22 protein-coding genes are annotated in these 21,998 nt (G+C 54.1%); 12 read left to right on the top strand and 10 right to left on the bottom strand.

The features are described from left to right. Positions 1-139 precede the first annotated feature (139 nt). From EV681_RS07245 to purU, 5 genes are all read left to right on the top strand, one after another. A complete protein-coding gene (locus tag EV681_RS07245) occupies positions 140-706 on the top strand; it encodes a gamma-glutamylcyclotransferase (protein WP_128395570.1) in 567 nt (188 codons plus the stop codon). Positions 707-802: 96 nt separating this feature from the next. Next, entirely contained in the window at positions 803-1,435 is a 633-nt protein-coding gene (pdxH, locus tag EV681_RS07240) for a pyridoxamine 5'-phosphate oxidase (protein ID WP_128395384.1), read from the top strand. Between the two features lie 36 nt (positions 1,436-1,471). Beyond that, positions 1,472-1,993, top strand: coding sequence for a flavin reductase family protein (locus tag EV681_RS07235; protein ID WP_130303614.1), 522 nt, complete (start codon positions 1,472-1,474; stop codon positions 1,991-1,993). Then, on the top strand, positions 1,993-3,105 hold the full coding sequence (locus tag EV681_RS07230; protein WP_130303613.1) for an NAD(P)/FAD-dependent oxidoreductase: 1,113 nt from the start codon (positions 1,993-1,995) through the stop codon (positions 3,103-3,105). Before EV681_RS07235 ends, EV681_RS07230 begins: the two co-directional genes overlap by 1 nt. A 31-nt stretch (positions 3,106-3,136) precedes the next feature. Further along, complete coding sequence (purU, locus tag EV681_RS07225) at positions 3,137-3,988, top strand: formyltetrahydrofolate deformylase (protein ID WP_128395381.1); 852 nt, start codon at positions 3,137-3,139, stop codon at positions 3,986-3,988. A gap of 382 nt (positions 3,989-4,370) precedes the next feature. Here purU and EV681_RS07220 read toward each other — a convergent pair whose 3' ends face one another. Beyond that, the gene (locus EV681_RS07220) at positions 4,371-5,264 is read right to left on the bottom strand and encodes a LysR substrate-binding domain-containing protein (RefSeq protein WP_128395379.1); all 894 of its coding nucleotides are present in this window, start codon (positions 5,262-5,264) and stop codon (positions 4,371-4,373) included. 167 nt (positions 5,265-5,431) lie between these two features. Here EV681_RS07220 and EV681_RS07215 point away from each other — a divergent pair, with 167 nt between their 5' ends. Next, complete coding sequence (locus tag EV681_RS07215) at positions 5,432-6,625, top strand: acyl-CoA dehydrogenase (RefSeq protein ID WP_128395378.1); 1,194 nt, start codon at positions 5,432-5,434, stop codon at positions 6,623-6,625. Between the two features lie 158 nt (positions 6,626-6,783). On the opposite strand, the gene EV681_RS07210 is transcribed toward EV681_RS07215, so the two are convergent. Further along, positions 6,784-7,242 (bottom strand): MaoC family dehydratase, encoded by a 459-nt coding sequence (locus tag EV681_RS07210; protein WP_128395377.1) that lies wholly within the window; start codon positions 7,240-7,242, stop codon positions 6,784-6,786. A 185-nt stretch (positions 7,243-7,427) separates the two neighbouring features. On the opposite strand from EV681_RS07210, the gene EV681_RS07205 reads away from it, so the two are divergent. Next, positions 7,428-8,228 carry an alpha/beta fold hydrolase gene (locus EV681_RS07205; protein WP_130303612.1) on the top strand — a complete coding sequence of 267 codons (801 nt, stop codon included), beginning with the start codon at positions 7,428-7,430 and terminating at the stop codon, positions 8,226-8,228. A gap of 147 nt (positions 8,229-8,375) precedes the next feature. Here EV681_RS07205 and EV681_RS07200 read toward each other — a convergent pair whose 3' ends face one another. Further along, the gene (locus EV681_RS07200; protein WP_130303611.1) at positions 8,376-9,227 is read right to left on the bottom strand and encodes an SDR family oxidoreductase; all 852 of its coding nucleotides are present in this window, start codon (positions 9,225-9,227) and stop codon (positions 8,376-8,378) included. A 726-nt stretch (positions 9,228-9,953) separates the two neighbouring features. Here EV681_RS07200 and EV681_RS07195 point away from each other — a divergent pair. Then, on the top strand, positions 9,954-10,541 hold the full coding sequence (locus EV681_RS07195) for a DUF4142 domain-containing protein (RefSeq protein WP_128395374.1): 588 nt from the start codon (positions 9,954-9,956) through the stop codon (positions 10,539-10,541). Positions 10,542-11,353: 812 nt separating this feature from the next. Here EV681_RS07195 and EV681_RS07190 read toward each other — a convergent pair. Together EV681_RS07190 and EV681_RS07185 are read right to left on the bottom strand one after the other, a co-directional pair. Next, complete coding sequence (locus EV681_RS07190; RefSeq protein ID WP_128395373.1) at positions 11,354-11,608, bottom strand: hypothetical protein; 255 nt, start codon at positions 11,606-11,608, stop codon at positions 11,354-11,356. Between the two features lie 171 nt (positions 11,609-11,779). Beyond that, positions 11,780-12,721, bottom strand: a complete 942-nt coding sequence (locus EV681_RS07185; RefSeq protein WP_207227018.1) for an AraC family transcriptional regulator — start codon at positions 12,719-12,721, stop codon at positions 11,780-11,782. Positions 12,722-12,970: 249 nt separating this feature from the next. Here EV681_RS07185 and EV681_RS07180 point away from each other — a divergent pair, with 249 nt between their 5' ends. From EV681_RS07180 to EV681_RS07170, 3 genes are all read left to right on the top strand, one after another. Further along, positions 12,971-13,705 (top strand): SDR family oxidoreductase, encoded by a 735-nt coding sequence (locus EV681_RS07180; RefSeq protein WP_128395568.1) that lies wholly within the window; start codon positions 12,971-12,973, stop codon positions 13,703-13,705. 113 nt (positions 13,706-13,818) lie between these two features. Beyond that, complete coding sequence (locus EV681_RS07175) at positions 13,819-14,304, top strand: nuclear transport factor 2 family protein (protein ID WP_128395372.1); 486 nt, start codon at positions 13,819-13,821, stop codon at positions 14,302-14,304. Positions 14,305-14,433: 129 nt separating this feature from the next. Then, a complete protein-coding gene (locus tag EV681_RS07170; protein WP_130303610.1) occupies positions 14,434-15,240 on the top strand; it encodes an aspartate dehydrogenase in 807 nt (268 codons plus the stop codon). Positions 15,241-15,341: 101 nt separating this feature from the next. On the opposite strand, the gene EV681_RS07165 is transcribed toward EV681_RS07170, so the two are convergent. The 4 genes from EV681_RS07165 to EV681_RS07150 all read right to left on the bottom strand — a co-directional run bounded on the left by EV681_RS07165 (position 15,342) and on the right by EV681_RS07150 (position 19,596). Further along, entirely contained in the window at positions 15,342-16,358 is a 1,017-nt protein-coding gene (locus EV681_RS07165) for a Bug family tripartite tricarboxylate transporter substrate binding protein (protein ID WP_130303609.1), read from the bottom strand. 99 nt (positions 16,359-16,457) lie between these two features. Next, entirely contained in the window at positions 16,458-18,020 is a 1,563-nt protein-coding gene (locus tag EV681_RS07160) for an acyl-CoA carboxylase subunit beta (RefSeq protein ID WP_242612163.1), read from the bottom strand. 71 nt (positions 18,021-18,091) lie between these two features. Continuing rightward, entirely contained in the window at positions 18,092-19,339 is a 1,248-nt protein-coding gene (locus tag EV681_RS07155) for a CaiB/BaiF CoA transferase family protein (RefSeq protein ID WP_242612162.1), read from the bottom strand. 44 nt (positions 19,340-19,383) lie between these two features. Continuing rightward, positions 19,384-19,596 carry an acyl-CoA carboxylase biotin carboxyl carrier protein subunit gene (locus tag EV681_RS07150; protein ID WP_128395368.1) on the bottom strand — a complete coding sequence of 71 codons (213 nt, stop codon included), beginning with the start codon at positions 19,594-19,596 and terminating at the stop codon, positions 19,384-19,386. A 133-nt stretch (positions 19,597-19,729) separates the two neighbouring features. On the opposite strand from EV681_RS07150, the gene EV681_RS07145 reads away from it, so the two are divergent. Then, complete coding sequence (locus EV681_RS07145; RefSeq protein ID WP_242612161.1) at positions 19,730-21,109, top strand: acetyl-CoA carboxylase biotin carboxylase subunit; 1,380 nt, start codon at positions 19,730-19,732, stop codon at positions 21,107-21,109. Positions 21,110-21,169: 60 nt separating this feature from the next. On the opposite strand, the gene EV681_RS07140 is transcribed toward EV681_RS07145, so the two are convergent. Continuing rightward, complete coding sequence (locus EV681_RS07140; RefSeq protein WP_165392968.1) at positions 21,170-21,898, bottom strand: GntR family transcriptional regulator; 729 nt, start codon at positions 21,896-21,898, stop codon at positions 21,170-21,172. Positions 21,899-21,998: the final 100 nt, after the last annotated feature.

The raw sequence follows: 21,998 nt of genomic DNA, 5'->3' as shown, positions 1-21,998 counted from the left end.
GCTCCGGACTCCGTCATATTTTAATGCACATTCAAAGAAGTTCATTTCCGTGGCTGAACTAATCAGGAATCCCTTACAAAAAGCACTCGACCATATCCGCCAGTTCCGTCTGTGGACCGACGAAGAAGTCGAACACTCCATGCAACAGAACCTGGCCGGTACCGACCCGAACAACGTATGGGTTTTTGGTTACGGATCCCTTATCTGGCGTCCCGAATTCGAATTCCAGGAATGCCGTCTTGCCACCCTTCACGGTTTCCATCGTGCGCTGTGTCTGTGGTCCAGCGTCAACCGCGGTACCCCGGAACGGCCCGGTCTGGTATTCGGCCTGGACGAAGGCGGAAAATGCGAAGGCAAAGTCTTCAAACTGCGGCCCGATGCGCTGGAACAGGAGTTTCGCGCCTTGTGGAAACGCGAAATGGTCTCGGGCGCCTACATCCCCACCTGGACCCACTGCGAAACGGAGCAAGGAAGAGTGCGTGCCCTGGCCTTTATTATGGACCGGGAAAATCACGCTTACGCCAAGGACCTGACCTTCGAGGAAACCCTGCAGATCATCCTGAACGCCACCGGCCAGAACGGCCCCTGCCCTGAATATGTGATCGAAACCGCGCATGCCCTGTCAGATGCCAACATCCAGGATCACGCCCTGTTCAAACTGGCAGATACGCTCAAGAAAACCTACCCGGTAAAGCCAGGCACCTGACCGGGGCAATCTGCTGCTGCCGACCGGGAATTGGCGGGGAAATCCGCCCAAGTGCAGTACACTATTCCTTTAGGTATTTTCCCTGAAGAAGTAATTATGACGCTCGCAGATTTACGCCAGAACTACGAACAGAACGTGCTTCTGGAATCCCAGGTCGATCCCGACCCGATCAAACAATTCGAACGCTGGTTCAACGATGCCGTCGCAGGCGGCGTCAAGGAACCCAATGCCATGGTGCTGTCCACCGTGGACGCACGCCATAGACCGTCTTCCCGCACAGTCCTGCTCAAGGATCTGACGGCCGAAGGCTTCACCTTTTTTACCAACTACGAATCGGGCAAGGGCCACGATATTGCCGGCAATGCTGCAGTCAGCCTGCTGTTCGTCTGGCTGGGGTTGGAACGCCAGGTACATATCAACGGTATCGCGCGGCAACTGCCCGAAGCGGAGTCGACCGACTACTTCGTCAGCCGTCCGCTGGGCTCCCGAATCGGTGCCTGGGCATCCAAGCAAAGCCAGGTGATTACCCGCGAAGAACTGGAAGAACGCGCAGAGGATTTCAGGGAAAAATTTGGCGATACCGTCCCGAAACCGCCTCATTGGGGAGGCTATGTTGTCGTACCGGAAATGATCGAGTTCTGGCAGGGCCGCCCATCGCGGCTGCATGACCGTCTCCGTTATACGCGTAGCGAAGACGCACGCTGGTCCATGGTTCGCCTGTCTCCCTGACATGATCACAAAGCCAAGAAATAAGGTATCTACACCATGAGCGCACAGGCTCCGGATTTTGACTCACGGGATTTCAAGTCTGCGCTGGGCCGCTTTGCGACCGGCGTCACCATCGTGACGGCCACGAATCCGCAAAACGGCCATCCTATCGGATTGACCGTCAGCTCGTTCAATTCAGTCTCGCTGAACCCCCCACTGGTACTCTGGAGCCTGATCAAATCCTCTTCCAACCGGGAAGCCTTTGAGCAGATCACGCGCTACAACATCCACATATTGAACGCCGAGCAACTGACGCTGGCCCGCCAGTTTTCCGCTGGCAGTCCGCAAGAACGTTTCCGCGACATACTCTGGACGCCGGGCGCCACAGACGAACAGGTCCCCAAGCTGGATGACCGCTACTGCTCGGCCTGGTTCGAATGCTACAACCGTAATCACTACCACGAAGGGGATCATATGATCCTGATCGGCGAGGTAGAGCGGTGCCACCATACCGATTCGCTGCCCCTGGTCTATCATGCGGGCAGCTTTGACCTGACCCCTACATTAACAGAAACATAATGAGTATTGATATTGAATGCATCGTCATCGGCGCCGGTGTCGTCGGGCTTGCCATTGCCCGCGAACTGGCCTGTTCGGGAACTGAAGTTCTGGTGCTGGAAGCTGAAGAAGCCATTGGCATGGGTACCAGCTCACGCAACTCCGAAGTGATTCATGCCGGGTTATATTATCCCGAAGGCAGCCTGAAGGCCCGCCTTTGTGTGGAAGGCAAAAAACAGCTTTATGCCTATTGTGATGCACGCCATATCCCGTACAAACGCATGGGCAAACTGCTGGTCGCCACAGCCGACAGCCAGGTGCCGTATCTGGAAAAAATCGCCGCCCAGGGCAAGGCCAACAGTGTAGACGATCTGCAGTGGCTTACTGCCGAGCAAACGCGCAAGCTGGAACCCGAACTAGACTGCGCCGCCGCCGTGTTGTCTCCGTCAACTGGCATTATCGATAGCCACGCCTATATGCTGGCCCTGCAGGGCGATGCAGAAAACGCCGGCGCCCAGGTTATTCTGCGCACGCCCATGCTGCATGCGAATATCGACGCCGATGGTGCTTTCACCTGCCATTTCGGCGGGGACGAAGCCATGACTTTACGCTGTCGCACACTCATCAATGCCTCTGGCCTGCATGCGCCGACCCTGGCGCGCAACATCGGCGGACTAGACCCGATACATATTCCGGGCGAGTATTACTGCAAGGGCAGCTATTTCACGCTGAGCCGCCGCGCACCGTTTTCTCATCTGATCTATCCAATGCCCAACAGCGCAGGCCTTGGCGTGCACCTGACCCTGGACATGGGTGGCCAGGCAAAATTCGGACCCGATACCGAGTGGATCGAGAACGAAGACTATCTGGTCAACCCGGATCATGCCGCCGCTTTTGACCAGGCCATTCGCAGTTGGTGGCCAGGCCTGCCCGACAATGCCCTGGAACCGGGTTATGCTGGTATTCGCCCCAAAATTGTACCTTCCTCATCAGCGGCGGGCGACTTTGTTATTTCCGGCCCCGGTGATCATGGCGTACCCGGCCTGGTCAATCTGTTCGGCATTGAATCTCCCGGCCTGACAGCGGCCCTGGCCGTTGCCACGGCTACGGCCCAGGCCCTAACCTCCCGCTGACCCCTAACCCGCTACCGACCCGCGAACGAATATGCAAAACGATTACATCCTGACTGTTTCCTGCCCAGACCGCACTGGCATTGTGCATGCCATTTCCGGCCTGCTGCTTGAAATGGAAGGCAACATTATTGATTCACAGCAGTACGGGGACGAAGAAACCCAGCGTTTTTTCCTGCGCATACATTTCAGCGTAGACAGCGCGATCAATCATGACGACATCCGCCTGAAATTTATTCCCCTGGGCGAAAAATTCAATATGACCTGGAAGCTGCATGACGCCAGAAGAAAGGCACGCGTGCTGATCATGGTCAGCAAGCAGGGGCATTGTTTGAATGACCTGCTGTTTCGCGCCAATAGCGGCTCTTTGCCGATTGAAATTGTTGCCGTCGTCTCGAATCATCGCGACTATGAAAGACTGGCCACCGGCTACGGTATCCCCTTCCATTACCTGCCGGTGACACCAGACACCAAAGCCGAGCAGGAAAAACAGGTACTGGCGCTGGTAGAAAACCACAAGGCCGATGTTGTCGTTCTGGCCCGTTATATGCAGATTCTGTCGGATCCTTTCTGTCGTGCGCTGGAAGGCCGGGCAATCAATATTCACCACAGTTTTCTACCCAGCTTCAAAGGCGCCAGGCCGTACCACCAGGCCCATACGCGTGGCGTAAAAATTATTGGCGCCACCGCACACTATGTAACGGCAGATCTGGACGAAGGTCCTATCATTGCCCAGGACATCGAGCAGGTCGACCACACCATGTCGGCCAATGAACTCACACGAGTTGGCAGCGATATTGAATCTCTGGTCTTGTCGCGCGCCGTCAAATATCACGTTGAACATCGTATTTTGCTCAATAACCACCGCACGGTGATTTTCCGCTAGTATTGGACACGACGGATGCGTCGATACCCCGGCGCTTGCAGGTGGCGGCTACGGAAAGTACGACATTGACAAAAGAAATACAGTTGAGTAAATTAAAACCTGAGACCGGTGGGGATGAGCCCACCGGTCCCTGATTAGTAAGCTGGGGCGCTGTACACCAGCAGCATCAGCACTATACCGATCAGGATAAGTTGTAATACGATTCGTGTCATCGTATCCTCCTTATCAGGCAGGGCCCGGCTTCGGTCGGGCCCTTTTACCGTCTGTGCCGCCCATCAGCACAGCAGCAATATTCTGCTTTTTTCTTCAAACGCTACTGCGGGGGTTTGATCCATTTTTCCATTGCGCAATTTCCCCTGCTGCAGATGGGAGACAGGCGCCACTAACGTATCGTCTGCGCCTTCAGCCAGGATTCGAACAGAGTCAATGCCTCTGGGTAGCCTTCGGCTTTTGGATAGCCAAAATAATAGGCGGTCTCCACCGGCAGGGTTGCCGATACCGGCATCACATAGCGACCACTTTTAATATGCTCACGGGCAACAAAAGCTGGCACCAGCGCCACACCCAGCCCAGCATCTACAGCAGCCAGCAGCATGGTGAACAGTTCATAGCGAGGCCCACCCAGCACCAATGGCGTAAATGGCACGGCATTATGTTCATACCAACTGGGCCATGCATCGGGACGCGTCATCATGTGCAAATGCGTCAATTGCGCCAGCGCCCCTGCCCCTTTTTCCTTTGCGCGGGCCAGCAATTGCGAGGAACACACCGGCACCAATTCCTGCTCACGAAATAACATGACGCCTTGTGTATTTGGCCACGGCTGTGCGGCATGATAAATGGCGCCATCCACCGGCACATCGGTAAACTGAAACGGATGGGTGCGTACCGACAGGCTGATCTGGACGTCGGGCCAATGGCGCTGAAAATCGGCCAGCCGGGGAATCAGCCAGGTAGTGGCCAAGGTGGGCAGCGTCGCAATATGCAGGCTGCGTCCCAGACCCGAACGGCTCATCAGCCCAAAGGTATCCTTTTGCAGTTGTTCCAAATGGTGGCGTATGCGCGCTGCGTATTCCGCACCCTGTGTCGTGAGCGATATGCGCCGGCGCACGCGGTTGAACAGCGTCACGCCCAAGCGGGCCTCCAGCCCTTCAACTTGCCGAAATACCGCACTATGGGTCAGCGACAACTCTTCGGCCGCCCTTGAAAACGAGCCCAGACGGGCGCAGGCCTCAAACGCCTGCAACGCGCCCAGGCTGGGAATACCTTTACGCATCGCCCTCTCCGCCTGAAACAATCTGAATACAGCGCACGACATTGTGCATTTTTATCAATTGATCATTGATAATTTAACACATACAATGCTTTGATCCAGACTGTGCTGATCAGTCAGCCCGTCAAAACCCGAACGCCGTCATTCATAAATACAGACAGGAGCCAACTATGTCCTCTAACCCCTCATTCCACTGGGACGATCCTCTGCTGCTCAATGCACAGTTGACCGACGAAGAACGCATGATTCGCGATGCCGCTGCGGCATACTGCCAGGACAAATTGGCACCCCGTGTATTGGAAGCCTTTCGCCACGAAAAAACCGATCCGGCCATTTTCAGCGAAATGGGCGAGTTGGGCCTGCTAGGCCCCACCATTCCTGAACAATACGGTGGCGGTGGTCTGAACTACGTCGCCTACGGGCTTATCGCGCGCGAAGTGGAGCGCATAGACTCGGGCTACCGTTCCATGATGAGTGTCCAGTCTTCACTGGTGATGGTGCCAATTAATGAATTCGGCAGCGAAGAACAAAAATCCAAATATCTGCCAAAACTGGCCTCTGGTCAATGGATCGGATGCTTCGGCCTGACCGAACCCAATCATGGCTCTGACCCGGATGGCATGGAAACCCGCGCAAAAAAAATCGACAGCGGCTACAGCCTGAGTGGCAACAAAATGTGGATCACCAACTCGCCGATCGCTGATGTGTTTGTCGTATGGGCACGTTGTGTCGGCGGCGATTTTGATGGAAAAATTCGCGGCTTCATTCTGGAAAAAGGCATGAAAGGCCTGTCTGCACCAGCCATCCACGGCAAGGTCGGCCTGCGTGCCTCTATCACAGGTGAAATCGTAATGGACGACGTGCAAGTATCTGATGAACAGATGCTGCCGGGCGTAAGCGGTCTACGCGGTCCCTTTACCTGCCTGAACTCTGCCCGTTACGGCATCGCCTGGGGCGCTCTGGGCGCAGCCGAAGCCTGCTGGCACATGGCCCGTCAATACACGATGGATCGTAAGCAGTTTGGTCGCCCGCTGGCGCAGAACCAACTGATTCAGAAAAAACTGGCCGACATGCAGACAGAAATCACACTTGGCCTGCAGGGCTGCCTGCGTCTGGGTCGCATGAAAGACGAAGGTACGGCTGCCGTTGAAATCACATCTATCATGAAACGCAATTCCTGCGGCAAATCGCTGGATATTGCCCGTATGGCGCGCGACATGCTGGGCGGCAATGGCATTTCAGATGAATTTGGCGTAGCCCGCCACTTGGTGAATCTGGAAGTAGTCAATACCTACGAAGGCACACATGATGTGCACGCCCTGATTCTGGGTCGTGCACAAACCGGCCTGCAGGCGTTCTACTAATCATCCAAAAGGATGCTGTGGTTCACAGCATCCGCAGGAAACCTCAGGCCAGACAAAAGCCAGCATCGGGTACCGCATGCTGGCTTTTTAATTTAGTGCTGTGAGACTGAATATTCAACGGCAGGTTACATGATCGCCAGCCATTGAATTTCGATAGATTATTCTTCGTCTTTTTCCATACTCTCGGAAATATCAAAAAGACTGGTGGCATCAAGTTCCAGGACCGTTTCATTTTTTTGGTTGGTCACTTCCCAGCTCCAGAGCAGAATGCCCAGCCCTTCCCGGGTGTTGGATATCCGCTTGGCCTTGACCACGCCTTTCCAGAACAGATCATCGCCGGGCCGCACCGGCTTGAGCCATTTGACACTGTCCAGGCCAGGCGAAGCAAACGATTCGGAACCTTCCAGTGCTGCTTCCACGGCCATTTTCATGGCGATCCCACAGGTGTGCCAGCCGCTGGCGATCAGGCCTTTCCAGGGACCGGCCTTGGCCCGTTCCGGATTAACGTGAAACCACTGTGGGTCATAGGCTTCGGCGAAGCGAATGATTTCTTCTTCGGTCAAATGCCGGGGTCCCTGTTCAAAGACCATACCCGGCTGGAATTCCGCGAATTTCATTTAACTAACCTTATTGTGAACGGCACAAATGCAGCAAAAGCTGTATGCCCCTCTATAAATGCAGCGTCTGACTTGATAAACTGATGTTGGTGCGAATAACTGGTGCACGACCAGACAACTGCCCGCAACCGGCTATTTTACTTAAACTTCCTACCCACAACTGCAAACTCACACTTATTCTGAAAATGGCTGACATACAACTGACCAACGTTTCATATGACGAAATAACCGCGGCTATCGAATATCAGTTGATTCAGCCCGACAGGCTTGACCGGCCGCTTCTGGTCTTCCTGCACGAGGGCCTGGGTTCGGTCGCGATGTGGAAAGACTGGCCCGCAAATCTGTGCCGCCTGCTCGATTGCCGCGGTCTGGTTTTTTCACGCCACGGCTACGGCAAATCCACGCCCCGCCCTGCCCAGGAACAATGGTTGCCAGACTTCATGCACATCCAGGCACAACATTTTCTACCGGCTTTTTTCAGCGCGCTTGGAATAGACACGCGCGCTGACCAACCTATTTTAGTCGGGCATAGCGACGGCGCCTCAATCGCGCTGCTGTACGCCGCGGCTTTTCCTGATCGCATCCGTGCAGCGGCGGTGCTGGCCCCGCACCTGTTTGTCGAAGAGGCCACCGTGAGAAATATCGAACTGGCCCGCACTGCCTATCTGAACAGCAACCTGCCCGACAAACTGCAACGCTATCACGACAATGTCGATTCGGCCTTCTGGGGATGGAATAACGTCTGGCTCTCGCCTGCATTCAGGCATTGGAATATTGAAGATGACGTGGCATGCATCCAGTGCCCGATCCTGGCTATTCAGGGGCGAGAAGACGAATACGGGTCGCTGGCCCAGATCGAGCATATCGCCCAGCTAGCGGCTGACGTCAAGTTGTATGTCATTGACGATTGCCGCCATTCCCCGCATCGCGACAAGCCGCAGGAAACCACCGACGCCATTGTCGCTTTTGTACGCGCCCTGTTGTAACAACTGCGGATTCCAGGTCGCCTTGCCGGGCTGTTTTACTGTCAGGGTTGAAAGCCGCGCCTGAGACAAACCGCCGCCTAATGACAGATGTAATAAAAAGTCCGCGTCGCCACTCGAAGTCGCCGCTGATGTCATCTGTGATCCCACCTATCCATTCAGCACCGTACCGCCGTTAACATGAATCGTCTGGCCCGTCACATAACTGGAATCCGGGCTGGCAAGATAGACGTAGGCCGGCGCCAGTTCAAACGGCTGCTCCGGGCGGCCCATGGGGGTGTCTTTGCCGAACTTGGCCACCTTGTCAGCCGAAAAAGAAGCCGGTATGAGTGGTGTCCAGATGGGTCCGGGCGCGACAGCATTCACGCGAATCTGCCGATCAACTATTTTTGTCGAAAGAGAGCGCGTAAAAGACGTAATCGCGCCTTTGGTCGCCGAATAGTCAATCAGATCCGGATTACCTTTAAAAGCGGTAATGGAAGATGTGTTAATAATGGATGCGCCTTCGCGCATGACCTTGAGCGCTTCGAGCGTTATGGTGACAGTGCTGAAGAAATTGGTCTGAAAAGTGCGCACCAATTGCTCATAGCTGATATCCTCCGGCTCGGCGGCAGTGTGCTGCTCACCCGCATTATTGACCAAAATATCCAGCTTTCCAAAATGTTCGAATGTGTCATTGACGCATTTTTTCGCAAACGCCACGTCGCCAATATCGCCCTTGATCAACAACACTTCCGAGCCATACGCTTGCGCGCATTGTTGGGTTTCCCTGGCGTCACGATCTTCTTCCAGATAAACAATGGCGATCCTGGCACCCTCCTTGGCAAACGCAATGGTTGTTGCACGCCCTATCCCGCTATCGCCGCCGGTGATGAGTGCGACTTTATCCTGCAATTTACCTGCTGACTTGTAATGCGGATCGTCATAAACAGGGGCCGGGTGCATTTTTGACTCCCGGCCGGGCTGCACTTGCTGTTCCTGGACTGGCATTGTCTGTGTCATATTTTCTCCTTGCGATTGAGAGTTCTATTTCACGGTAGATTCAAGTCGTATTCCGTCCCTGTAAACGCATGGATTTTCTACATGTGCACGCGATCTCTGTCATTGTTCTTATATGCGCGCCTGCGTACCGGGCCGGTTGATACGAGCCACGTCTTTTTCACCTAAGGCCAAAAGACAATTTCATTATCTGCCCTGACATCGGCCCGACGCAAACATCCCGCCTACTAGTTTGTAAAGACACGTAAAGGCGCGATGCAACACGTTCGCCAAGCTCGTCAAATATCCTTCTAACTGCGTGGTATTGCTCATTAGTCGCCTCAAATGCGAGCCTAACGCGACAGGCCCTTTTTTATTTCAGGCCCATAGTCTTTTTAAGCATATGTAACATCCCATATTTTTCAGTCGATTTGATTGCTAGTATGAATCCTGTCCATGCCTGCTACGCTGCCCTGGCACGCTACACCATTGCGCCCAAGCGCAAAAGCGTCCGGCGATACAGCGCCTGAGCGTTCGATGTCACGGCGACGGTGATTTAAATCCTCTGCCAAAAACGCGTGAATATATCGGCACGAACACACTGCCCCTGCGCTGTCGTCAAACACAAAGGCAACGGCACACAGCGCAGCTTTATGGACCCGTTGTTGTTACTCACAAATGCGACGCGCATGGACAAACAATAGATGAAGCTCGGAATAGTCCGGGCACTCACCGGATGTTGGAGGCTATATGTTTCAGTTATCCTGCAAAACGATCGTATTGTTATCGGCATTATTAATCGTTCCCATTGCGGCTGGCGCACAGCCGGCTAACCCTGCTACCCATACGAGCCCGGACGTAGACAATCCGCCGACGACCCAACCGCTAGTGGCAAGCGATCAATCATTTCTTAACGATGCGGCGCAAGCCGGCATGGCAGAAATCGAGGGCGCCATGCTTGCCCAGAAAAAAGCGGCAACCGGCGAAGTCAAGCGCTTTGCAGCCCAGATGATCACCGAACATACCAAGGTTAATGACGAGCTGAAAGCGCTGGCAGCGACCAAAGACGTCAAGTTGCCGACAGCACCTTCCTTGCTGCAAAAAGGCGAACTCCAGGCGCTCAGTCTATTGGACGCCAAGTTTGATGAGAGCTATGTAGACCGGCTGGGCGTAGCAGCACATGAGAGTACCATTGCGTTGTTCCAGGATGCCGCCGTCAATAGTCAAGACCGGGATATCAAGGCCTTTGCCGAAAAAACATTACCGTCGCTGCAGACGCACCTGAAGCTGGCCAAGGCACTCAACCCGACCGTCATCAAAGCCATGCCCAGACCCTGAGGGCGAGATCGGAGACGCAGCTAATGCACCGCACAAAATTGCAGAGAACCCAGATATAAATAGAGCGTCCGATCTGTAATCATTGAGTTCAGGAATCAATTACTGGGCATCGTGATCATGCCTTCAGTGACAACCATATAACTTGCCATAATGATAGCTGCAGCATACGCCTCTTGATCCTGGCCATGTCACGATTGACGCTTAAATGAAGTTGCAAATAATTTTTGACATGCCATGCAAAGCTATTGGCAAAAGTAGCGGACGCTTAGGTACCAGATCTTTGCTGTTACGGGAACATACAGAGCAAATGCTGATTTTGCCGATTCTACGCCACCCTATTTCCGAAAAATTTTGATACTCATAAGTCAACATTTTTGTGTCATTTTGATATAGCCTGTTATTCCTGCAAGACAATTCTGCAAGACAATAAAACAGGCACATGCCAACGATCAAGGAGAGGCCAGATGTGGCACTGCATCGATGACGCTGTTCCGCCGAAACCGGGCACCTATCCGATCAAACTGTTTACGGGAGCAGAGCGGGAAGCCTATTGGACTGGTAAGGTCTGGATCCGCGCAAAAAAGAGCCGCAGAAAATCTGCATCCCCCATGATCAGGGGTGATCTACATCTTCTGCGTTTCTGGCACGATGGGCCCGCGATGAATGGATGACTGGCAAATAATCCGCTGGATGCACATCACCGTTTTTACCCAGTTTTTGTTTATCTGTACATGCGCCTTTTCAATTTCTGCAACCTGCCGAAAAGGTCTCGGGCAACGGATCACATCCATCAATCTCCCTTTGCGTCGTATCTATTTCTTGTAAAAATGACGACCGACACACACACCAATCAGCCCGGCAATAAGCAGCGCGCATCCCGGGCTGCGTCTGGTGCAATCTTCTATCGAATCGACCAGTGAATTGAATGCATACGATGCATCACCGGCTGCCTGGCCCGCCCGACGCTTGATTTGCTCTTTAGGATCGTCAATAAATTCCTCGGTTGCGGCTTGTGCTTTGTCTGCAGCGGCAGCCGCCTTTTGTTGAATCGTTTCATCGGTATTCATAGCATCACCTCATATAAGTGAAATAAGGCTCACACCAGAATGGTAGTCAATTGTGGCCTTAATACTATCTTTAGCATAATTTCAATTGTGCTTGGACCGGCATTAACCAATTTTTACCCAATTTTTCCCTCAGTTTCCGACTGCATCCAAACATTTTTTTCACCATGGTGTTTATGGATGGGCCTGGCTGCCTGACTGTCCTGGGGGACGCAATATCGGGGAAGACAGCGACAGGATTTGCTTCAGGTGCTGCAGTTCCTGTGCCGGGCTGCGGCCGAACAGTCTCTTGAACTCGCGGCTGAACTGAGACGGACTTTCGTAGCCGACCTGCTCCGAGGCGGTCGCCGCACTCATGCCATTGCGTACCATCATCAAGCGCGCGTTATGTAGGCGAATTGCCTTTATGTACTGAATTGGCGAGCTCATGGTTACCGCTTTAAAATGCACATGGAAAGCTGGAACACTCAAACTGGCTTCCTTTGCCAGCGCAGCGACATTAAGATCTGACGCATAATGAATATGGATTTTCCTGAGTATCTTGGCAATGCGCCCGAAGTGGCCGCCTTGCTGAAGCGCCGCAAGCAATGCACCTCCCTGCTCGCCAGTGAGCACACGGAATGTAATTTCACGCAGTAGTGCTGGCCCCAGCACCAAGGCTTCGACAGGGCAATTGAGCGCTTCGAGCAGACGCAATGTCGCATCCTGAAGTTTCTCCTCCATACGAGTGGCGTACAAGGGAGCGGGCTGCGCCTTGGCAGGTGACACATAATCATCGAGGGCAATTGCGATTTCCGCCGTCGCTGTTGTGTCTATACGCAGCGCTATCCCGAGCATGGGCTCCGCTTCGCTAGCCTCGGTCTCGGTGGAAAACGGCAATGGCACTGATAGCACCAAATAATGCTGAGCGTCGTAAACGTACACATTCCCACCGTGAACACCGCGTTTGCGCCCCTGAATCACGATCACGATACTCGGTTCGTACAGTGCCTGCGTGGTTGCAAGCGGACGATTGGATCGCATGAAGGTCACCCCTTCGAGCAATGACTGCGTGTAGCCCTCACTCGGTGCGAGTCGCTGGATCAGTTCAACCATACGCATTTGCTGAGAGGACATAGTAGTTCCTGGTAAAAAGTTCAGACCGCAAACGCGCGACTGATGCATCCGGACATTTCAATAGGAATAGTCTAACAGCAGCGTTTTATTTTGTTCCAAAAATCTCATCGAAATAGAAATAGGCAAGAACCCAAGAAGATCAGGTCTTAGCATACTTAGCCATTGCCTTTAGCATTCACTCTATCGGGATGCTCCCCTGGCCATTGCAGGCAGGGATGCACGCCCTACTACTATAAGGAAACCAGAGTGATGCATAAACCAGAACGCAGCAAGGTCATACTTCTTACGGGGGCCAGTAGCGGTATTGGAGAGGCGTGTGCCCGTTTACTGGCAACGCAGGGGCACAGACTGATCGTTGGCGCACGCCGAACCGACAAACTGGAAACGCTGACGCAGGATCTGCGCGCAAACGGCGCCCAAGTCATGTATCGCGCCCTGGATGTCACCCGGCAACAAGACGTGCAGGCATTCGCCGATTTTGCGGTCAGCAGCTATGGGCGCATTGATGTGATGATCAATAATGCAGGTGTGATGCCCCTGTCGCCCATGGCCGCATTGAAAGTTGATGAGTGGAACCAAATGATCGACGTTAATTTACGGGGCGTGCTCTATGGCATCGCTGCGGTCCTGCCGACCATGCAGAAACACAATGGCGGACAAATCATCAATGTTTCGTCTATCGGCGGACTTCAGGTCGTGCCAACAGCTGCCGTCTACTGCGCTACCAAATACGCGGTACGCGCGCTATCGGACGGACTACGGCAGGAGAACGACAAAATTCGCATCACCTGCGTTTATCCGGGCGTGGTCGAATCGGAGCTGGCCAATACCATTACCGACGCAGCAGCGGCCGCTGCCATGCAAAGCTACCGGCAAATTGCGCTTAAACCAGAGGCGATCGCCGCAGCGATTGCACATGTCATCAACCAGCCGGACGATATCGATACGAGCGAAATCGTTGTCCGTCCCACCGCAAGCTTGTAGTTTGCCTCACAGGCATTCAATACCGGCCCCTGCAGACATTGCTGCAGCACTTAGCCGAGAACTATTTACCCGTCATTTCCCACCGGCGTTCGCGCCACGACAAGGAGCTACTCATGAATCTGAAGAACCGGGCGAAAGCCATTGCATACATGGCCCTGATGGCCGTCTCTTCTTACTATCCCGCCAGCGCGTCAACGACTGCTGTAACTACCGAAGCGGCGAACACTGCCATTGTCCAGCAGGCGTTCGAGGCCTGGAAACAGGGCCAGGGCAGTGTTTTTGACCTGCTGACAGAAGATGCGCAATGGACTGTAGCCGGATACAGTCCCGTGTCGGATACCTATCGATCACGCGATTCATTTATCGCGCAGGCGGTCCGCCCAATTACAGCAAGGCTAGCCACGCCCATTACCCCTGAGGTAAAGCACATTGTGGCCCAGGCAGACCAGGTAATGGTTATTTGGGATGGCGTGGCCACCGCAAAAACCGGCCAACCCTATGAAAACAGCTATGCCTGGCACCTGACCATGGCCGATGGCAAAATCACGCATGTCAATGCCTTCCTGGATACCTGGAAGCTGGTGCAATTAATGGAGTGACTGTGACGGACCAGCCGGACGCCGTACGCAGCACCACCACAAACTGTTTGTCCTACGGCCCGCTCTCTCCTAGAATGGATACCACCCGGTGCCAAGACCGGATTCATTTTCGCAACAGGAATATTACAGATGCAAGACTTACGTATCGGAATAGCAGGCTTTGGTGCAATCGGCCAGTCTATCGCAACCCATTTGATTAATGGCGTTGAAGGCATGCAGCTTGCCGCCATAGGCGTCAGGGATCCGGCCGCGCCACCGACCTTTGCCTGGAACGACAAGCCTGTGCCGCAGTTTGTCCTGCTCGATGACATGCAGGCCTGCTGTGATATTGTGGTTGAATGCGCACCGGCGCAACTGCTGCCGCGTATTGCCACCCCTTTTCTGGAAAAAGGGAAAAAGGTGATCTGTTTAAGCAGTGGCGCATTACTGGCGCATCCCGAGCTGGTGGAACTTGCCAAAGCCCATAACGGGCAAATTCTCATTCCATCGGGCGCCATTGCCGGCCTGGATGCCATTCTGGGCGCTGCCGAAGGCAAGATTGAATCGGTCCGAATGACCTCGCGCAAGCCGCTCAAGGGCTTTGCCGGCGCACCATTTCTAAAAGCGCAGAATATCGATGTAATGACGTTCAAGGAACCGACCATGCTATTTTCCGGTTCGGCCCGCGAGGCTGCAGCAGGCTTTCCGGCCAATCTGAACGTGGCGGCCAGCGTTGCACTGGCCGGCGTCGGCCCTGACAATACTTTCCTGGAAGTGTGGGCGGATCCTTTTCTGGAGCGCAATACGCACCGCATTGAAGTCGTTTCCGATGCGGCGCTGCTCTCGGTGGAAATTCAGAATATTCCTTCGGACAATCCTAAAACAGGACGCATTACAGCGCAAAGCGTCATTGCCCTGCTGCGCAAATTACGCGCGCCCTTAAGCGTCGGAACCTGACACGAATCACACCCCGGGACATGGCCAATCGCACAACCGCCTTTGGCACATAGCCCGGGTCCCTAAGGAGTTTGATTCACTTCCCTAAGGAGTTTGATTGGCTATTTCTTTACCAACCCGAGATCGGTCAATACAGAACGAATCTGCTTATATTCTTCGGCACGATATTCCCGCGTTGCTTCGGGACCAAGAAAGTGCTCTCTCCAATGATTTTTGGCCACAAACGCTTTCCACTCGTCTGTCGCAGCAATGGTTGTCAGCATATTCACCCATACATCAAGCTGCTCTTTAGGCATGTCTTTGGGGCCTAATACGCCCTGCGCTGAACTGGGCACAACGTTAATGCCCTCTTCAACCCAGGTGGGTACATTTTCAAACGGCTCGCTCAACCGTTCTGGCGCACCAATCGCCAATACCCGAATCGCGCCACTTTTAGTCAGGCCAACCAGGTTAGGGGTGGTCGCCGCAACAACGTCCAGGTGTTCGCCCTGCAATGCAGTTATGGATTCAGTTGATGATTTATAAGGTACCACGGTCATCTTGCTGATATCGACGCCGGCCACTTTCAACGGGCTTGCAAGACCGACATGTATATGGTTTCCGATGGATGTCGCTACGCCAACATTCAGTTCTCCAGGCGACGCTTTGAACTTGGCTATCAAATCGTGAATATTTTTATAGGGTGAATTGGCACGAACGGCAATGGCTACATATTCATCAAACAGGGTAGCAATCTCTGTGTAATCGCTCAGCTTATGTTGAATTTTTCCTAGAATTTCCTGGTTCATAAGCGAGCTGATCGAGGTCATCACGTAATTGCCATCTCCCTTGTGCTTGTCAAGCGCATTAAGTGCAATCGCCATATTGCCGCCGGGATTATTGACCACGACAAGATTAGAATAAAGCTTCTCCTTTTGCAGCATATGGGAGATCATTCGAGCGGCGGTATCAAGCGCCCCACCCGGACCTGCCGGCACAATGAACTCACCCTTACTTGGCTGCCATTTTTTATCAGCTGGCTGTTGCGCGTGACCGATTCCAGCGGTCATCATCGCACCCATAAAATACAAACCCATTGCCGCGCTGCCTAACCGTTTGCCCCGACTATTCAGACTCATACTGATCTCCTCAGATGGTAGATTGAGCGAATCCAACGCTCGCTTCTGTAATAAAAATGGTGGACAGCACCATTACACGCGGCCCAAAAAAACGGCCTTTTACTTTTTCGTGCCACGTTTGGCTGCCAGCATATGCCACGCCTGATCCACCCATTCACACAGCAACGACCGTGTTTCGCGAGGATCAATAATGTCCAGAATGCCGAAGGCCTCGGCGGTACGGAACGGTGAACCCAGATGATGATATTGCGCCTCTAATTGTTCTCTGAGCGCAACGGGGTCTTCTGCCGAATCAATCTCACGACGATGTGCCGCGTAAACGCCACCTTCAATAGGAATAGAGCCCCACCGCGCAGAAGGCCATGCGACCCGATGGTTCAGTGCCGGAAAATGCTTTGGTGCATGCATGCCGCCGGCCATACCGAAGCAGCGTCGCATAATCACGGTGAACCATGGCACATCGGCATGTTCAATAGCGGTAAGCACCCGCACGGCAGACAACAGCGTGCCTTGCAACTCGGCCTCGGGGCCGGTCGCATTACCAGGCTGATCGACCAGATTAATGATTGGCAAACCGAAGGTGTCGCACAGCTTGACGTGCCGCTCTGTTTTATACGCGGCCGCTACCGTCATGGCACCGCCGGCAATTTTTGGATCGTTGCACAAGATACCAACCGGATAACCGTCGATCCGCGCGAACGCCGTTATGACCGATCCACCTTGCCAGCGACCTATCTCAAAGACTGAATCACGATCGCAGATTGCAGCAAGGATTTTGCGAGGATCGAAAATTTTTCGCCGATCTTTTGGAATCGCATCGGCCAGCCAATCCTCTACCCGATCCGGTGAGTCGTCCGGAACCGTACGCTCGGCCAGCTGATCGCTGTTTGGTGGCAAGTAGCTTAAGAAGCGTTTAACCTGGGCGAAAGCATCCGCCTCATCCACGGCTTCGTTATGCACGAGCGCACTGCGACGATGCACTTTATAGCCGCCCAATTCGTTCTTGTCGATATCAATGCCGTAAGCCTGTTTGACCACCGGTGGCCCGGCAGCAAACACCTGAGCCTGATCGCGTACCATCACAGAGAAATGCGACAACACCACTTTCATAGCACCAAGCCCGGCACACGAGCCCAGCGCAATACCGACAACAGGTACCTTATCCATCAGTTTAATGGCTGGCCAGGTCGGATAACCAGGGATCTTCGTTCCACCCATCTGCGCAAGCAGCTTGACACTGCCGCCGGCGCTATCGACCATTCTGATCAACGGCGCGCCGATCGTAATGGCCAACCGTTCAGCATAGATCCACTTATCGGAAATGGTGGACTCGGAAGACCCGGCGCGCAACGTATAGTCATCGCCCGAGACCACCACAGTCCTGCTCTCAACTTTACCTGTGCCGATAATTGCATTCACGGGCGACATATCAATGAAGCGACCGTTTTCGTCATAACGTCCCTTGCCTGCCAGTCTGCCCATCTCACGAAAAGTGCCAGGATCGAGCAATGCGTCCATGCGCTCCCGCGCATTCAACCGTCCACGCTCCTTGTGCTTGAGCAAGGCTTGCTCGCCCCCCATGGCCTGAGCCATTTTGCGGCGTCTGTACAGCTCTTCGTATTCCTCTTTCCACTGCTGGCCATGATATTCGAATGTTTGCATAGTCTCTTCTATATTGGTTGTAATGACAGCCGGCAAGGCGCGTTACGCTTCCCCGAAGCTGCACAGGTGAGTCAATCTCCCGCCGCGATCACTCCGTCGCGCAGCAAGTCTTCTATGGTCTTGTCGTCGATGCCAAGCTCGTCGCGCAGCACACTGACCGTGTCTGCGCCCAGATCGGGCCCCGTAAAGCGGATGCTGCCCGGCGTGACCGACAGGCGCGGCACAATTCCGACCTGGGCTACAGACTCCAGCTGCGGGTGAGGCACATTGGCAATCATGCCGCGCGCCCGATAATGCGGATCGTCAAAGATGTCCGCTATCGTATAGACCCTGGATACAGGCACTTCTACGGCAATGATCATCTGTTCCAGCTCGACGGCATCGTACTGGCGCGTCCACGTGCTGATAATGGCATCCAGATCCGTCATATTGGGTTTTTGGCCCCGCGCACGAATCGAGCAAAAGCGCGTATCCTGTAGCAAATCAAGACGATCCATCAGTTTGAGCAAACGTTCGAACGTGGCATTGCTGTTGGCAGCGATCAGCAGATAATTATTATCGCGAGTCGGGTAAAGACTGTTGGGCGCCATGGAAGGCAGGTTCGGACCGACTCGCATTGGAATTTTGTTGAGCTTCTGGTATGCAGGGACCAGCGGCTCCAGTTGCGTGAAGGCGGTCTCATACAATGCCACATCCACGACTTGGCCCTGCCCGGTTCGATCCCGACTGCGCAGTGCGCCCATTGCACCAAAGGCGGCGTACACCGAGGTCAGATAGTCGGTTGTCGCTAGTGCAACGCGCGCAGGTGGCCGATCCGGGTCTCCAGTCATATGTCTGACGCCGCCCACCGCCTCGCAAATCGCACCGTAGCCCGGTCTTTGGGCGTAAGGCCCGTCCTGTCCATATCCGCTGATGCGCACAAAGATGATGCCGGGATGCTGCGCCGATACCTGCTCATAGCCCAGCCCCAGTCTTTCCAGAACGCCGGGCCGGTTGTTTTCCAGCACAATATCTGCTCCAGCCATCAGCGCCAGCGCCAGTTTGCAGCCCTGTTCAGTCTTCAGATCGATCACGACCGAACGCTTATTACGCAGGATGGACGCGGCGTAGAGCGAGATATCACCCACATGACTGCCCATCTGACGCACCGGATCTCCCTGGGGAGGCTCTATTTTGATGACATCGGCGCCGAAATCAGCCAGCAGGCGCCCGCAAGCGGGTCCGGCAATGGTGCTGCAGATCTCGATCACCTTGACGCCCGCCAGCGGCTGCGCCTCTGATTCGGCGGTGGATTGCAGATTGGTCGCAGGTGGATTCAAGGTATTCTCCTGTTGCAAATAAGGGGTTCAGGTCGATCGCTGATTCAGGCTGCCCCGATTCGCGCCACGATCATGCCTTCCTCGACAGCACTACCTTCCTGAACCAGAATCGTAGCTTGACCACTGGCAGGCGCCTCTACCGGGATTTCCATTTTCATGGATTCCACAATTACCAAAGTCTGGCCCTCTTGAACCGTATCGCCATCATTAACGACGACTTTCCATACCGTGCCGGTCACTTCTGACAGAACGTCCATATTTTTTGCCTTATAAATAAATTAACAAACAGATTGTTAACAATAATATAATATACAAACTAGAATTACACAATCAATCAATTGCTCGATGACCGGCAAACCGGCATTCAAGAGTGCGACAGGAGATCTGACAGTGTTCAAGAAAATATTGGTGGCCAACCGGGGCGCCGTAGCAGCAAGAATTATTCGCGCCGCAAGGCAAATGGGCATAGATTGTGCTGTGGTCTATTCAGAGGCAGATGCTGACCTGCCCTATGTGCGGCAGGCAGAAGAAAAAATTTGTATTGGCCCCCCTGCAGCGGCCGATAGTTACCTGAATATGGACAAAATACTGGCCGCCGCGCAATCGGCCAGCGTCGACGCGATCCATCCGGGGTACGGCTTTCTATCGGAAAACGCTGAGTTCGCCGCGCGCGCTCAGCGCGCCGGCCTGGTATTCATTGGCCCATCGCCGCATTGGATCGAGTCCATGGGACACAAAACCCGGGCACGGGAACTGATGGCGCAACATAACATGCCGATGTGCCGCAGCAGCGGCATCCTCCAGGGCACGGCCGAACAGCAGTGTATCCAGGCCGCAAGCGCGGGTTTTCCGTTGTTAATCAAGCCTGCAGCAGGCGGTGGCGGCATTGGCATGATCGCAGTGCATGAAGCTTCTGCACTGCCAGCCGCGCTCGAACAGGCCACAAGCCTGGCGCAAAGAAGCTTCGGCAACAGCCAGTTGTATGCCGAGCGCCTCTTTGCACAGCCGCGGCATATTGAATTTCAGATCATGGCAGACAACTTTGGCAACGCCATGCATCTGTTCGAGCGCGACTGCTCGATCCAGCGCCGCCACCAAAAAGTAATCGAAGAAGCGGGCGCCCCGGCCATTGACAGGGCCACACTCGTATCGATGGCAGACACTGCTGTTCGCATCATGGAAAACGTGAAATATAACAATATTGGAACGGTGGAAACCTTATACGATCAGCAGACTGGCTTCAGTTTTCTGGAAATGAACACCCGGCTACAGGTCGAACATGGCGTTACCGAAGCAGTAACGGGCATTGACATTGTGCAAAGCCAGATTGCGCTGGCCGCCGGCAAACGTCTGCACGAAGTCATTCCAAATCGGCCGCAGGCCCCTATCGGCCATGCGATCCAGGTTCGCATTTATGCCGAAGACCCATGGCGTTTCACCCCGTCTCCTGGATTATTGAGCGTTTTTCGATTGGGTCAGGGCGCAGGCATTCGCATTGAAACCGGCTATGCAGAAGGCACCAGGGTATCGCCGTTTTATGATCCGATGATTGCCAAGGTGATTGCGCATGGCGACACCCGGCGCCAGGCCATTGAGCGTTTAAGAAGCGCATTATCAGACAGCGTAATCGAGGGCATCAAGACCAATATACCGTTCCTGCTGGCCGCATTGGAATACCCGGACTTTTGCCAAGGCCAGGTTCATACGCAGCTGGCACAGAATATTGTCACGCAGGCTGCTCCCGACAGAAAGCGCCCACTTGCCGCGTGATGCCTCTCGGGGTAGATCCATTGCGCTGCGGATCCATTACAGCGCGATCGGCCTTGCTCCCTAGTGCGTCTCAGCTTGCAGGGCCGCCAGTGTGGCATCCCAGGACTCCTGGATCCGCTGCTGGCAAATCTGGGCCGCCAGTTCAGCGTCACCCGCCTTGCACGCCTGCAGGGAACGTTGCCAATGCTCGATAGAGCGCACTCTTCGTTCCCGGGATCGAAATTGCAATTTCGAATAACGCAAGGTTTGCAAAGACAAGGAGGTCACGATCTGACTTAAGCGTGTATTGCTTGCGTAGCGCGCCGACAGTAAAGACAGGCGGTAAGTGGTCTCGGCATAAAGACTGCCATCGGCAGGCGTGTCAATGCACGACGCAAGCTTTTTGATACCGTGCTCAAGCAGCTTGAGTAATTCTGGATTTTGAGCCGCCGCATTCTTTCGCGCCGCCAGCGACAAAAGGCTGCTGCGCACCTCGAATATTTCTGCCAGTTCATCGGCGTTCAACTCGGACACACTGGCCCCCCGTCTGGGGTTGACGACAACCAGTCCTTCTCGCTCCAGGATCCTTAAAGCCTCGCGCACCGGGCCCCGGCTGACCTCATATCGTTCGGCCAGTTCCTGCTCGGGAATATGCGCGCCGTTGGCCATGGAGCCGCTGATGATCTGGTCGCCCAGTTGAGCGGCAATCTGCTCAGGCAGCGATAATGTGAGTTGCTTACGTTCTGCAAACAGTCGAAATCCGACCGAACTTTCAAAGTTATCAAGCGCGTCTTGATCAGTTGGTTTCAAAATAAAATCCTGTTCGCTGGCATGCGTTTGTAGATACGGCGCCCGGCAGAAAATGATTGCAAACGGTTCAGCGTATTATAACGCCGTTGTAATAATTCAT

Origin of the sequence: Advenella incenata (assembly GCF_004217095.1) — a bacterium.
Taxonomy (GTDB): Bacteria; Pseudomonadota; Gammaproteobacteria; order Burkholderiales; family Burkholderiaceae_B; genus Advenella; species Advenella incenata.
The sequence above is the reverse complement of the archived record's forward strand: the minus strand, read 5'-3'. Positions and strand labels throughout refer to the sequence as shown.